Origin of the sequence: Mesorhizobium sp. GbtcB19 (assembly GCF_019091085.1) — a bacterium.
Taxonomy (GTDB): Bacteria; Pseudomonadota; Alphaproteobacteria; order Rhizobiales; family Rhizobiaceae; genus Mesorhizobium.
This window is the reverse complement of record NZ_JAGXJY010000015.1, coordinates 38,379-50,977: the sequence shown is the minus strand read 5'-3', so window position 1 is coordinate 50,977 and position 12,599 is coordinate 38,379. Positions and strand designations below refer to the sequence as shown.

Annotated in this window: 14 protein-coding genes; 12 read left to right on the top strand and 2 right to left on the bottom strand. The window is 63.2% G+C overall.

Translation table 11 applies throughout. The features are described 5' to 3' along the window. The first annotated feature begins 31 nt into the window (after nt 1-31). From KVT37_RS22925 to KVT37_RS22895, 8 genes are all read left to right on the top strand, one after another. The gene (locus KVT37_RS22925) at nt 32-472 is read left to right on the top strand and encodes a DUF411 domain-containing protein (protein ID WP_217577280.1); all 441 of its coding nucleotides are present in this window, start codon (nt 32-34) and stop codon (nt 470-472) included. A 6-nt stretch (nt 473-478) separates the two neighbouring features. Continuing rightward, nucleotides 479-1,012 (top strand): TlpA disulfide reductase family protein, encoded by a 534-nt coding sequence (locus tag KVT37_RS22920; RefSeq protein ID WP_217577278.1) that lies wholly within the window; start codon nt 479-481, stop codon nt 1,010-1,012. Nucleotides 1,013-1,025: 13 nt separating this feature from the next. After that, nucleotides 1,026-1,355, top strand: a complete 330-nt coding sequence (locus KVT37_RS22915; RefSeq protein WP_217577276.1) for a hypothetical protein — start codon at nt 1,026-1,028, stop codon at nt 1,353-1,355. 71 nt (nt 1,356-1,426) lie between these two features. Then, on the top strand, nt 1,427-2,107 hold the full coding sequence (locus KVT37_RS22910; protein ID WP_254634202.1) for an SCO family protein: 681 nt from the start codon (nt 1,427-1,429) through the stop codon (nt 2,105-2,107). Nucleotides 2,108-2,150: 43 nt separating this feature from the next. Next, on the top strand, nt 2,151-2,942 hold the full coding sequence (locus KVT37_RS22905) for a DsbA family protein (protein ID WP_217577272.1): 792 nt from the start codon (nt 2,151-2,153) through the stop codon (nt 2,940-2,942). Then, on the top strand, nt 2,939-3,499 hold the full coding sequence (locus KVT37_RS22900) for a hypothetical protein (RefSeq protein ID WP_217577270.1): 561 nt from the start codon (nt 2,939-2,941) through the stop codon (nt 3,497-3,499). Before KVT37_RS22905 ends, KVT37_RS22900 begins: the two co-directional genes overlap by 4 nt. 113 nt (nt 3,500-3,612) lie before the next feature. Beyond that, entirely contained in the window at nt 3,613-3,849 is a 237-nt protein-coding gene (locus tag KVT37_RS33505; RefSeq protein ID WP_254634201.1) for a ZPR1-type zinc finger protein, read from the top strand. A 128-nt stretch (nt 3,850-3,977) separates the two neighbouring features. Continuing rightward, the gene (locus KVT37_RS22895; protein ID WP_217577268.1) at nt 3,978-4,400 is read left to right on the top strand and encodes a hypothetical protein; all 423 of its coding nucleotides are present in this window, start codon (nt 3,978-3,980) and stop codon (nt 4,398-4,400) included. A gap of 234 nt (nt 4,401-4,634) precedes the next feature. Here KVT37_RS22895 and tyrS read toward each other — a convergent pair whose 3' ends face one another. Next, nucleotides 4,635-5,888, bottom strand: a complete 1,254-nt coding sequence (gene tyrS / locus KVT37_RS22890; protein WP_217577266.1) for a tyrosine--tRNA ligase — start codon at nt 5,886-5,888, stop codon at nt 4,635-4,637. Nucleotides 5,889-6,181: 293 nt separating this feature from the next. On the opposite strand from tyrS, the gene KVT37_RS22885 reads away from it, so the two are divergent. Together KVT37_RS22885 and KVT37_RS22880 are read left to right on the top strand one after the other, a co-directional pair. Continuing rightward, nucleotides 6,182-7,825 (top strand): glycosyltransferase family 39 protein, encoded by a 1,644-nt coding sequence (locus tag KVT37_RS22885; protein ID WP_217577264.1) that lies wholly within the window; start codon nt 6,182-6,184, stop codon nt 7,823-7,825. Nucleotides 7,826-7,870: 45 nt separating this feature from the next. Further along, nucleotides 7,871-8,740: a phosphatase PAP2 family protein gene (locus tag KVT37_RS22880; protein WP_217577262.1), complete on the top strand. Its 870-nt coding sequence runs from the start codon at nt 7,871-7,873 to the stop codon at nt 8,738-8,740. A 29-nt stretch (nt 8,741-8,769) separates the two neighbouring features. On the opposite strand, the gene KVT37_RS22875 is transcribed toward KVT37_RS22880, so the two are convergent. Beyond that, on the bottom strand, nt 8,770-9,444 hold the full coding sequence (locus KVT37_RS22875) for an alpha/beta hydrolase (protein ID WP_112098571.1): 675 nt from the start codon (nt 9,442-9,444) through the stop codon (nt 8,770-8,772). A gap of 266 nt (nt 9,445-9,710) precedes the next feature. Between KVT37_RS22875 and KVT37_RS22870 the strand changes: the two genes are divergently transcribed. After that, nucleotides 9,711-10,871: a cysteine desulfurase family protein gene (locus KVT37_RS22870; RefSeq protein WP_217577260.1), complete on the top strand. Its 1,161-nt coding sequence runs from the start codon at nt 9,711-9,713 to the stop codon at nt 10,869-10,871. Nucleotides 10,872-11,061: 190 nt separating this feature from the next. After that, complete coding sequence (gene sufB, locus KVT37_RS22865) at nt 11,062-12,582, top strand: Fe-S cluster assembly protein SufB (protein WP_217577258.1); 1,521 nt, start codon at nt 11,062-11,064, stop codon at nt 12,580-12,582. Nucleotides 12,583-12,599: the final 17 nt, after the last annotated feature.

Genomic DNA, 12,599 nt, shown 5'->3' with positions numbered 1-12,599 from the left:
ATCCAACCCAACAACCAAGGAGAACTGCAAAATGAAATTGACCTACGTGCTGACCGCCTTCGGCCTCGCAATCGCAACACCGCTGCCGGCGCTTGCCGCGACGATCAGCGCGGTGATGTACAAGAACCCGCAATGCAGCTGCTGCGAGGCCTATGCAGCCTATCTCGAGCAGAACGGCTTCAAGGTCGACATCAAGCCCGTCAACAATCTCTCCCAGATCAGCAGCGACGCCGGCGTGCCGGCCGACCTCGAAGGCTGCCACACGATGATGGTCGACGGCTATGTCGTCGATGGCCTGGTGCCTGTCGAGATCGTCAAGAAGCTTCTCACCGAACGGCCGGCCATCGCGGGCATCACGCTGGCCGGTATGCCGGCGGGGGCGCCTGGCATGGGCGGTGAAAAGAGCGAAACCTGGACGGTCTATGCCTTCACCAAGGACGGCAAGGCGCCGACCGTCTACGCGACGGAATGAGCGTCCATGACCGCAGGCAAACTGGCCGTGGCCCTTGCGGCGATGCTGCTCGCAGCTTCGCTGCCCGCCGCAGCAGCCGAGGCGCCGCAGAACTTCGCCGTTCTCGACACACCCGCTGTCGTACCCGAGATCGGCTTCGCGGACGCCGCCGGCCAACCGAAAACGCTCGCCGATTATTCGGGCAAGGTGGTGCTGCTCAACATCTGGGCGACATGGTGCGCACCCTGTCGCAAGGAGATGCCAACGCTCGACCGGCTGCAGGCCAAGCTCGGCGGGTCGGATTTCGAGGTCGTTGCGCTGTCGATGGACCGCAAGGGCCGGGACGTCGTGAAGAAATTCTACGCCGAGATCGGGGTCACGCACCTCGCCCTCAACATCGACACCTCGGCCCAGGCGATGTTCACGCTTGGCGCTGTCGGCCTGCCGATGACGCTGCTGATCGACCGGCAAGGCAAGGAGATCGGCCGGCTGATTGGGCCGGCCGAATGGGACGCCCCCGACATGATCGACTTCATTCGCGGCCGCATCGCCGCCAAATGAGAAAGGGAATCATATGACCTCGACAGAACTGATCCCGACCCGGCAGGCATCGCCAAGCCGCGGTGCCCGATCCATCCTCCGCTCCACTTTCGGCGGGCGGTGCCGCCTGATAGCCGCCGGCGCCGGCATTGTCGTCGCAGGCCTTGCCTTCAACTGGTCGTGGCTGGTCGCCGCCGGCGTCGCGCCGGTGCTGCTCAGCGTCCTGCCTTGCGTGGCCATGTGCGTACTCGGGCTGTGCATGAACCGGATGACGGGCCGTTCATGCGCGACCGAAAACGCTTCTTCCGGAGAAACCGCCGACGGTCCGAAAGCGCTTTCCGCCGACATGAGAGGCGGCGGTTGATGTTTTCCCCGGCACAAAATCAGCCGGCGGCCCGGTGTGTTTCGTCGGTTCGGGACCAGTGGATGCGCTTGATGTGCGGCTTGTTCGCGTTGACGGCGCTGGCGGTCGGTTTCGCCCATGCGGCACGGGCGCATTCGCTGGACGACATCGACGCCATGCTGCAGAGCGACGAGAAGTATTTCCAGCAGATCGATAAGCCGATGCCCGACTTCACGCTGCGCGCCGCTGACGGGCGCGTCGTGCGGCCGGCCGATCTCGCCGGCAAGGTCGTCGTGCTCCATTTCATCTACACCTCATGCCCGGACGTTTGCCCGCTGCATGCCGAGAAGATCGCCGAAATTCAGAAGATGGTGAACTCGACGCCGATGAAGGATCGGGTCGTCTTCATCAGCATAACCACCGACCCGCGGAAGGACACGCCCGATGCGCTCAAGGCCTATGGGCCGACGCATGGGCTCGACCCGGTCAACTGGCTGTTCCTGACAACGGTCCCGGGCCAGCCGGAGGATGCGACCCGCAAGCTGGCGGAAGCCTTCGGCCACAAGTTCACCCTCACCAGTGACGGCTACCAGATGCACGGCATCGTCACCCATGTGATCGACAGGGAAGGCCGCTGGCGGGCGAATTTCCACGGGCTCAACTTCCAGCCCATCAACCTCGTCACCTTCGTCAACGCGCTCACCAACAATGTCGAGCGCCCGCACCATGAGCAGGACGAAGGCTGGCTGGCGAAACTGAAAAACCTGCTGTGAGGCAGCGCAGAAATGGCTCAATCGACAAGAGAGGGAAAGACATATGGTTACCAGCGCAAGCGCAAGACTTACGGGCTGGTGCAGTCCCGGTATCTTCCGCAGACTCGTCATCGCAATCATCGCGGGGTGGCTCCTGCTCAATCCGGGCACGCGGGAAGCGGCCTTCGCGGCCGGCGAAATGTCCCAGGACCAGCTCGATCAGCGGATCCACGACTATATACTGGCGCATCCCGAGGTTCTCGTGCAGGCGCTGCAAAGCCTGGATGAGCGCCAGCGCGAGGCGGACGCGGCCCAGGCCAAGGAAACGCTCAAGGCGCGCGCAAACGACATCTTCCAGGATAAACAGAGCCCGGTCGGCGGCAATGCGCAAGGCGATGTCACCCTGGTCGAATTCTTCGACTACAATTGCCCATATTGCCGGTTGATGGCGCCGATCATGGACCAGGCCATGGCCGACGATCCGCAGCTGCGGATCGTCTACAAGGAATTTCCCATCCTCGGCCCGGACTCGGTGTTCGCGGCCAAGGCGGCACTGGCGGCCGAGCGCCAGGGCAAATATCGGGAGTTCCACAAGGCGCTTTATGGATCCCGCACAAGGGTGACAGAAGCCGTCGTGCTCAAGATCGCGGCGGAGACCGGCCTCGATGTCGAGCGCATGAAAGGCGACATGCAGAAGCCCGATATCCAGGCGTTGATCGATCGCAACGCGGAACTGGCGCAGGCGCTCAGGATCACGGGAACGCCGGGCTTTGTGGCCGGTGGTCAGATTTTCCCTGGGGCTACCGATCTTGCGAACCTGAAGAAACTGATCGAGCAGGCGAGGATTGACAAATGACCCGTATCCCAAACCGGCGGACGGTCATTCTCGGTGGCATCCTTGGAACTGCCACGCTGGCCGGCCTCTTCGATAATTCGGATTTCGCGGTGGCCGCCGACGATCCCGAATTGGCCAAGCGTTTCAAGGATCTCAGCGAGAACGGGAACAGCACCTGCTCGGCCAAATTCACGGACTCGATCGCGACGATGCCGGCGATGGCCCGCATCAAGGGCTCGTGCTGTAGTCCAATGGAACTGAAGCGCTATGGCGAGCAGGTGAGGGGGCTCGCCAAGTATCGCGCCATCCCGATGATCCCCGGCGATCCCTACGACATTGCGGCGGCGACAGCGCAGCAGATGATGCCGTACTACGATCTCAAGCTCACCGGCGACGAGCAGAAGGCTTATGACTTCGCGGTGGCCAATTCCGAGGAGCAGGGGCCATGCTGCTGCCCATGCTGGCGCTGGAAGCTGTATGGCGGATTGGCGAAATACCTGATCCACGAGCACCACTTCAGCGGCGAGCAGATCGTCGATGTATGGAACCTTTCCGACGGCTGCGGCGGAGAGATGTAAGGTTTGGGCAGGACGTCGCCCCGCGGCCGCAGCCTTGTCGTCTTGGTGCGGTGAGCTAGGTTTCCACGCAGTCGCCGACATGCGCCGGTCGTCGGATTGGCAGAGTGCAGTTGATGACGCAGCTCACATCCACCCTTACCTGCCCGCATTGCGGATTTCGGGCTTGCGAAGTGATGCCCGGCGACGCCTGCCAGTTCTTTTACGAGTGCAAGGGGTGCGGGACGGTGCTTCGACCCAAGACGGGGGATTGTTGTGTTTTCTGCTCCTTCGGAGATGTGCCGTGCCCACCGGTCCAGGAGGCGGCGAGGGGGCGGCCCGCATCTCGCGGCGACGGAGATTGTCAGGGCTGATGACATCCTCCGGCGAAGTTAGCGGCGCCAGCCTTACGCTTGCTGAATCCTCTGCAGCTTATCTGCGGTTGTGCTAATATAACATGGTCATGCACTTTCGTGCGCGACCAGCGTCTAGGGAGGATGCGATGAAAACCATGAATCGCAGGTCTGCAATAGCTCTCGGTGTGACAGCTGCCGCCGTATCGCCTTTGTTCACCCTGGCGGCATCTGCAAAGACCAAGAAGTACGGCCCGAAGGATGGCAAGGAGATTGCGCCCGGTGTCAGAGTGGTTGAGGTCGGCACCGGCAATTCCGACATTCCCGCCTATAAGAGCATCTCGATTGTCGATGCGGTCTTTCAGCCCGGAGCACACGCGCCTCAAACCGTGATGGACAACGACATGGTATGCACCATCACTTCCGGCGCATTCACCATCAAGAAAGCGGACAAGGAATTTAAGCTGAAGGTGGGTGACGTATACACCTGCTCCAAGGGCAAGACCGATGAAGCGACGAACACAAGCAAGGAGGTCGGGGTGCATCGCATCGCGATGCTGATACCTGCCTAGAGCACTTCCAGGAAAAGCGTGGAACGGTTTTCCGTCCGGAATTGCGTAGAAACAAATACTTAGAGTGGTTCGGCAATTCCGTGAAACGCTGAACCGCTCTGGGAATCCCCGGCCGGATGATCGGTCGCACGACGTCCGGCCGCCGTTTCAAACAAAGTATGCCCCGGCCTGGTCCGCGACCTCCGAAAGCCGTGGCGATTGCGAGTGATCCGAATTCGCGCGCCTGACAGATGGTCAGACCGGCCTCACCAGCACGTGTTTCTTCTTGCCGAGCGAAAGCTTCACGACGCCTTCGGGGCTGAGATCACCAGCCGTGACCATGCGCTTATCGTCCGTCACCGGCTGGTCGTTGACGCGCACGGCGCCGCCCTGGATGTGGCGGCGCGCTTCGCCGTTCGAGCCGGCCAGCCCGGCGGTGACGAACAGCGCCAGGATGCCGATGCCAGCCTCCAGGTCGGACCTCGCCACCTCGACGCTGGGCAGCGTGTCGGCGAGCGCGCCCTCCTCGAAGGTCTTGCGCGCGGTCTCGCTCGCCGTCTCGGCTGCCTCGCGGCCATGCAGCATGGCGGTGATCTCGGTGGCGAGGATCTTCTTCGCCTCGTTGATCTCCGAGCCGCCGAGCTTTTGCAGGCGCGCGACTTCGTGCAACGGCAGGGTCGTGTAGAGCTTCAGGAAGCGGCCGACATCGGCGTCCTCGGTGTTGCGCCAGTATTGCCAGAACTCGTAAGGGCTCAGCATGTCGCCGTCGAGCCAGACCGCGCCCGAGGCCGACTTGCCCATCTTGGCGCCGGACGAGGTGGTGAGCAGCGGCGTGGTCATGGCGAAGAGCTGGACGCCCTCCATGCGGTGGCCGAGATCGATGCCGTTGACGATGTTGCCCCACTGGTCCGAGCCGCCCATCTGCAGCCGGCAGCCGACGCGCTTGTAGAGCTCGACGAAGTCGTAGGCCTGCAGGATCATGTAGTTGAATTCGAGGAAGGATAGCGACTGCTCGCGGTCGAGCCTCAGCTTCACGCTATCGAAGGCGAGCATGCGGTTGACGGAGAAATGCCGGCCGACATCGCGCAGGAAATTCACGTAGTTGATCTGCATCAGCCAGTCGGCGTTGTTGACCATGACCGCGTCGCCGGGGCCGCTGCCGAATTCCAGGTAAGGCGCGAAATTGCGGCGGATGCCGACGAGATTGTCGTCGATGTCCTGCGGTGTCAGAAGCTTGCGCGCTTCGTCCTTGAAGGAAGGGTCGCCGATCATCGAGGTGCCGCCGCCCATCAGCGCGATCGGCCGGTGGCCGGTCTGCTGCAGCCAGTGCAGCATCATGATCTGGATCAGCGACCCGGCATGCAGACTCTTGGCGGTGGCGTCGAAGCCGATATAGGCGCTTACCGTTTCCTTGGCGAAAAGCTGGTCGAGGGCCGATTCATCCGAAATCTGGTGGATGAAGCCGCGCTCGCTCATGATGCGCAGGAAATCGGATTTGAAGGCGGACATGTTTTCTTCCTGGAGATCGCCGGCGCCAAGGCCAAGCTGGATATGAAGGCGCGCGTTTAGCATCCAACCGCCGCTAGCAAAAGTGGTTTCCGGTTTTGCGTCCGATCGCGCGTCACGCCGCGCATCCTTGCTTCACCCATCTTGCTGGCGTAATGAGGCGCCGCGCAAATCAAAGACATGGAGCATGATGTCGTCCGAAAACCGCTTCGCACTTTTCGGCATCATGCTCTAGACATGCGCCCACGCGCCGCCACGGGGCCATCCCGCAGTTGCAGATCGGACGAGCTCCCGCGATGAACAGGAACTACCTCTTCCTCTTTCTGTTCAGCATCGTCATGACGGTCAGCGGGCTGGCCAGCCTGCCACCGGTCGACCGCGATGAATCCCGCTTCGTCCAGGCGACCAAGCAGATGGTGGAGACGGGCGACTATGTCGACATCCGCCTGCAGGACGTCACACGCTACAAGAAGCCGATCGGCATCTACTGGCTGCAGTCGGCGGCGGTGGCGCTGAGCGGCGAGGGGGCCGCCGCACCGATCTGGGTCTATCGCCTTGTCTCCATGCTGGGCATCGCGATCGCCGTCGTCGGCATCGGCTGGACCGGCACGAAACTCTTCGGCGCCAATGCCGGGCTGGCCGCAGGCCTGATGATGGCGGCGATCTTCGCCACCGCCTTCGAAGGGCGCGACGCCAAGACCGACGCCATGCTTCTCGCCTGCTCTGTGATGGCGCAAGGCGCCCTGGCGCAGGTCTATATCGCGGCAAGGCGCAATGAACCGGTTCCCGGGCATCTGCCGTGGATCTTCTGGATCGCGCAAGGCTTGGGCGTCCTGATCAAGGGGCCCGTCTCGCCGCTGCTGTCGCTGCTGACGGCGGCGGCGCTGGTTGCCTTCGACCGCGACTGGCGCTGGCTGTTGAAGCTCAAGCTCGTGCGTGGCGTCGCCATCGTGCTGGTGATCGTCCTGCCCTGGCTGATCCTCATCACCTGGAAAAGCGGCGGCGCCTTCTTCCAAGAGGCGGTCGGCAAGGACATGCTGAACAAGGTGGCGCAGGGCGAGGAATCGCACGGCCTGCCGCCCGGCTTCTACATGCTGACCTATTCGCTGTTCATGTGGCCGTTCGGGCTGATCGCGGTCGGCGCCGGGCTGCAGGCGATCAACCGCTTCTGGGACGACCCGCGGCTGCGCTTCTGCCTCGCCTGGTATATCCCGTTCTGGCTGGTGTTCGAGGCGATCCCGACCAAGCTGCCGCATTATGTTATGCCGGCCTATCCGGGCATGGCGCTGCTGATCGGCTGGCTGCTCACCTTGCCGGCGGACGAGGCTAACGCGCCGCTGAAGCGCTGGCAGACGTGGCTGTGGTGGGCGACGGCCTTCGGCCTTGCCGTGGTGGCGATCGGCCTGGCTGTGGTGTGCGTCGGCGCGCCGCTTTATGTGGCGAAGACCTTCTCCTGGTGGAGCATACCGGCGGCGATCGCCGCACTGGTTACCGGCTATCTTGCATTTCCCAGACAGCTGCAGGTGCCGCTTCCGCGCATCGCCGCGATTGCCGTCGGCGCCGGCATGACCTTCAGCCTGCTGTTCGGCGTCATTGCGCCGTCGCTGAAGCCGATCTGGCTCAGCCCCGCGATCAAGGCAGCTGTCGACGCCAACCGCCTGTGCGACACCACAGTGCTTGCCTCGGCGAGATTCGAGGAGCCGAGCCTCGTCTTCCTGGTCGGCACCAAGACGGTGCTTACCGACGTCGAGGGCGTGGCGCAGCATCTGCTCACCGATCCGTCATGCGCGCTCGGCCTCGCGCCGATCAAGGATGAGCAGAAGCTTACCGATGTGCTGGCTGCCCAGGGCAAGTCGGCGAAGCGCCTGACCGAGATCGACGGCATCAACTATTCGTCAGGAGACAAGCTTTCGCTCGGCCTTTATCGGGTGGCGCCGTGAACAATAGCCCCGGGCGTCGAATGCCCTATAGACTGCGCTAACGCCATGTCCGCCGCGCCCCTTGCCCTCTACCGCCGTTCGCTCGGCAATTTCCGCGACACGATGACGATCGTGAGGCGGCGCTTTGCCGTGCGTCCGGCGCGTTATCCGAGAATCCTGTGGAGCGTCTGGCTGCTGGCCTGGGTGCTGCTCATCGCGGCGACCTTTCTGCGCCTCGACGCCGCCGCTGGCGAGATGCGCGGCGAATGGTCACCCGGATTCGTGCGCTTCACCGACTTCTTCACGCAGTTCGGCCTGGGCGGCTGGTACCTCATTCCGGCGGCGCTCTGCCTCGTCGCCGCCAACCTGACGGATTGGCGCGGCCTGTCCCGGCAAGGCCGGATGCTCGTCTACAACTGGACGTGCTTCGCTTTCCTGGTGCTGTGCGCCGCCGGCCTGTCCGGCCTGGCGGTCAATTTCCTGAAATACGGCATCGGCCGGGCCCGGCCGCTTTATTTCGACAGTTTCGGCGTGCTCTCGCTGCATCCCTTCGCCATGGATGCGCGTTTCGCCGGCTTTCCATCCGGCCATGCCACGACGATGGGCGCGGTCTTCGGCATCCTGCTGCTTTTGTTCCCGCGGCGCTGGTATGTCGCGCTGGCGGTCACCGCTTGCATCGCCTCGACACGCGTCTTCGTAGGCGCGCATTATCCAAGCGACACGGTCGCGGGCTTCGGCCTCGGGCTGGCGTTCTCGGTGGTCTCGGGCCTGGCGTTTGCCCGGCTCGGTTTCATCTTCGGCCAGACAGGCTCGAAGCTGCCGGTGCGCAAGCGGACATTCCGGCTGATACCATCCCGCGCGCCGAGGGGCAGGGCTTCGATGGTCGGCTCAGTCGAAGGCAGCGAGATCGGCGCCGACCGGACGCCGACCCACTAAAGCGATCGGATTGAGGCTGCCTTCCGTACTTAGCGCAGGCGCTTCGGCCTCGGATCGGCGAGCTCGCCCGCCAGGCGGCGGTCGAGATAGTCGGCGCAATCCTGGATCAGCAGTTCGGTGTCATTGGCGAAGAAATGATTGGCGCCCGGCAGCGTCTTCTGGGTGATGGTGATGCCCTTTTGCGTGTGCAGCTTGTCGACCAGGCCCTGCACGTCCTTGGGCGGCGCCACCTTGTCGGCATCGCCGTGGATGATCAGGCCGGATGACGGGCAGGGCGCCAGGAACGAGAAATCATAGGTGTTGGGCTGCGGCGCGACCGAGATGAAGCCCTCGATCTCCGGCCGGCGCATCAGAAGCTGCATGCCGATCCACGAACCGAAGGAATAGCCGGCGACCCAGCAGCTCTTCGAATCCGGATGCAGCGACTGCACCCAGTCAAGCGCCGCGGCCGCATCCGACAATTCGCCGGTGCCATGGTCGAACTCGCCCTGGCTGCGGCCGATGCCGCGGAAATTGAAGCGCAGCACGGTGAAATCGCGCTTCTGGAACATATAGAAGAGGTCGTAGACGATCTTGTTGTTCATCGTGCCGCCGAATTGCGGGTGCGGGTGCAGCACGATGGCGATCGGGGCGCTCTTTTCCTTCGAGGGCTGATAGCGTCCCTCCAGGCGACCAGCCGGACCGGCGAAAATGACCTCAGGCATAAAATACTCCACGTGGCATACGAAGGCGCTAGCCCGGAACTTTTCTGATCCAGCTCTCCCGCGGCCCCATACCTTGTGTGGCCTTGACGCAGGGCGAGCGTCTTCCTAGAAGCTAGTTTAGAATTGTTCAAAACTGGGAGGCCGAAACCGTATGGTCCGGCCGCCCGCGCCGCAAGCCGGGTAAATAGGACGGCTTGCCTTGCAATTTCAAGGAAATAACGCGCTATCCTCGCGGGATAGTTGGCGGAAGGACGAACAGGGCGAAAATGGCCGCAACCCGCGCCTATCTCGACTACAACGCCAGCGCGCCGCTCATTGCGGAAGCGCGGGCGGCGATGGTCGCCGCGCTCGATGCCGCCAATCCGTCATCGGTCCACACCGAGGGCCGCGCCTCGCGCCGGCTGGTCGAGGATGCGCGCCGCGACGTGGCGCGGCTGGTCAACGCCAGGCCCGAACATGTCGTCTTCACATCCGGCGCCACCGAAGCCGCCTCGACGCTGCTTGGGCCAGACTGGCAGATGGGGCGCGGCGCCATCCGCATGAGCCATCTCTACGTCTCCGCGGCCGATCATCCCTGCATCCTGAATGGCGGGCGGTTTGCGGCGACACAGGTCACGAAGATCGGCGTCGACCGGAACGGCATTGCCGATATCGAGGCGCTGGCCGCCGCGCTCGCCGCGCATGACAAGGCTGCCGGCCTGCCGCTGGTGGCGATCCACGCCGCCAACAACGAGACGGGCGTTGTCCAACCGATCCGGCGCATTGCCGAAATCGTCAAGGCCGCCGGCGGAGTGCTGGTGGTCGACGCCGTGCAGGCCGCCGGGCGGATTCCGCTCGATATGTCAGTTCCTTATGCCGACTATCTGATCCTGTCCTCGCATAAGATCGGCGGCCCGAAGGGCGTCGGCGCGATCGTCGCCGCGTCCGACCTGATGATGCCGGGTCCGCTGGTCAATGGCGGCGGCCAGGAGAAGGGCCATCGCGCCGGCACGGAAAACGTCGCCGGGATCGCCGGTTTCGGCGCCGCTGCGCGGGCAGCACTAGCGGGCCTGGACGACATCGATGCCGTTGAGCGGCGCCGCGACGAGATCGAGGCGATCGTGACCGAATTGGCGCCGGACGCGGAAATCTTCGGAAATGGCGCTCAGAGGCTTGCCAACACGACATTCTTCGCTATTCCCGGCGTCAAGGCCGAGACGGCGCAGATCGCTTTCGATCTTGCCGGCGTCGCGCTGTCGGCGGGCTCGGCCTGCTCGTCGGGAAAAGTCGGGCCAAGCCATGTGCTGAAGGCGATGGGTCGTGGCGACAGCCTGGGCGCTTTGCGCGTCACGATCGGCCGCGCGACCGGCGCCGAGGACATCGCGGCCTTCCGGGCGGCGCTGGCCGGGATCGTCGCCCGCCGCGCGGGCAAGGAAGAGGCTGCCTGACGGCGGCGAAGAAGAATTCAGGCCTTGCGGCCTGGTAGAGCCGTGCGTTTTGTCCTGGCCGGGTGAATTTCCGGCGGACACGCACTATATGGAACTTACTCCGCTGCGCATCCCTGCCGGGATACGGTCACAGCGGTGCCATAGTTTGAAAACTGTCGGGCCTTGACCCCGGCGTGGATGGAGAACGCTTATGCCTGCTGTGCAGGAGACGATCGATCGGGTTCGAAAGATCGACGTCGACCAGTATAAATATGGATTCCAGACAGAGATCGAGATGGACAAGGCCCCCAAGGGCCTGAGCGAGGACATTATTCGCTTCATCTCGGCCAAGAAGGATGAGCCGGACTGGATGCTGGAATGGCGTCTGGAGGCCTATCGCCGCTGGCTGACGCTGGAAGAGCCGACCTGGGCGCGTGTCCACTATCCGAAGATCGACTTCCAGGACATCTATTACTACGCCGCGCCGAAGAGCACGCCGGGGCCGAAGTCGCTGAGCGAGGTCGATCCTGAGTTGCTCAAGGTCTACGAGAAGCTCGGCATTCCGCTCAAGGAGCAGGAAATCCTGGCCGGCGTGCAGAAGACCGATGCCGCCTCGGAAGACGAGGAAATCAGCGACAACGTCTACAAATCCGGCCGCGTCGCGGTCGACGCCGTGTTCGATTCCGTTTCGGTGGTCACCACATTCAAGGAAGAGCTCGCCAAGGCGGGTGTCATCTTCTGCTCGATCTCGGAAGCGATCCGCGAGCATCCGGAACTGGTCAAGAAGTATCTGGGTTCGGTCGTGCCGACCTCGGACAATTTCTACGCGACGCTGAATTCGGCGGTGTTCACCGACGGGTCCTTCGTCTTCGTTCCGAAGGGGGTGCGCTGCCCGATGGAGCTGTCGACCTATTTCCGCATCAACGAGAAGAACACCGGCCAGTTCGAGCGCACGCTGATCATCGCCGAGGAGGGGGCTTACGTCTCCTATCTCGAAGGCTGCACGGCGCCGCAGCGCGACGAGAACCAGCTGCACGCGGCGGTGGTCGAGCTGGTCGCGCTCGACGATGCCGAGATCAAATATTCGACGGTGCAGAACTGGTATCCCGGCGACGCCGAGGGCAAGGGCGGCATCTACAATTTCGTCACCAAGCGCGGCGACTGCCGCGGCGATCGGTCGAAGATCTCGTGGACGCAGGTCGAGACCGGCTCGGCCATCACCTGGAAATATCCGAGCTGCATCCTGCGCGGCGACGATTCCTCGGGCGAGTTCTATTCGATCGCTGTCTCGAACGGCTACCAGCAGGTCGACTCGGGAACCAAGATGATCCATCTCGGCAAGAACACGTCGAGCCGCATCATCTCCAAGGGCATCGCCGCCGGCTTCTCGCAGAACACCTATCGCGGCCAGGTCTCGGCGCACCGCAAGGCGGCCAACGCGCGCAACTTCACCAACTGCGACTCGCTGCTGATCGGCGACCAGTGCGGCGCACACACCGTGCCCTACATGGAAGCCAAGAACGCGACGGCGAAGTTCGAGCATGAAGCGACGACGTCGAAGATCTCCGAGGACCAGAAGTTCTACGTCATGCAGCGCGGCATTCCCGAGGAAGAGGCGATCGCGCTCATCGTCAACGGCTTCGTCAAGGACGTCATCCAGCAGCTGCCGATGGAGTTCGCCGTCGAGGCGCAGAAGCTCATCGGCATCAGCCTAGAGGGTTCGGTCGGCTGACCGCAAAAAGTTATTCA

Excerpts from the sequence above, each read along its gene's own strand:
- KVT37_RS22925 (WP_217577280.1), top strand. The coding sequence starts at position 32 with ATGAAATTGACCTACGTGCTGACCGCCTTCGGCCTCGCAATCGCAACA.
- KVT37_RS22920 (WP_217577278.1), top strand. The coding sequence starts at position 479 with ATGACCGCAGGCAAACTGGCCGTGGCCCTTGCGGCGATGCTGCTCGCA.
- KVT37_RS22915 (WP_217577276.1), top strand. The coding sequence starts at position 1,026 with ATGACCTCGACAGAACTGATCCCGACCCGGCAGGCATCGCCAAGCCGC.
- KVT37_RS22910 (WP_254634202.1), top strand. The coding sequence starts at position 1,427 with ATGTGCGGCTTGTTCGCGTTGACGGCGCTGGCGGTCGGTTTCGCCCAT.
- KVT37_RS22905 (WP_217577272.1), top strand. The coding sequence starts at position 2,151 with ATGGTTACCAGCGCAAGCGCAAGACTTACGGGCTGGTGCAGTCCCGGT.
- KVT37_RS22900 (WP_217577270.1), top strand. The coding sequence starts at position 2,939 with ATGACCCGTATCCCAAACCGGCGGACGGTCATTCTCGGTGGCATCCTT.
- KVT37_RS33505 (WP_254634201.1), top strand. The coding sequence starts at position 3,613 with ATGACGCAGCTCACATCCACCCTTACCTGCCCGCATTGCGGATTTCGG.
- KVT37_RS22895 (WP_217577268.1), top strand. The coding sequence starts at position 3,978 with ATGAAAACCATGAATCGCAGGTCTGCAATAGCTCTCGGTGTGACAGCT.
- tyrS (WP_217577266.1), bottom strand. The coding sequence starts at position 5,888 with ATGTCCGCCTTCAAATCCGATTTCCTGCGCATCATGAGCGAGCGCGGC.
- KVT37_RS22885 (WP_217577264.1), top strand. The coding sequence starts at position 6,182 with ATGAACAGGAACTACCTCTTCCTCTTTCTGTTCAGCATCGTCATGACG.
- KVT37_RS22880 (WP_217577262.1), top strand. The coding sequence starts at position 7,871 with ATGTCCGCCGCGCCCCTTGCCCTCTACCGCCGTTCGCTCGGCAATTTC.
- KVT37_RS22875 (WP_112098571.1), bottom strand. The coding sequence starts at position 9,444 with ATGCCTGAGGTCATTTTCGCCGGTCCGGCTGGTCGCCTGGAGGGACGC.
- KVT37_RS22870 (WP_217577260.1), top strand. The coding sequence starts at position 9,711 with ATGGCCGCAACCCGCGCCTATCTCGACTACAACGCCAGCGCGCCGCTC.
- sufB (WP_217577258.1), top strand. The coding sequence starts at position 11,062 with ATGCCTGCTGTGCAGGAGACGATCGATCGGGTTCGAAAGATCGACGTC.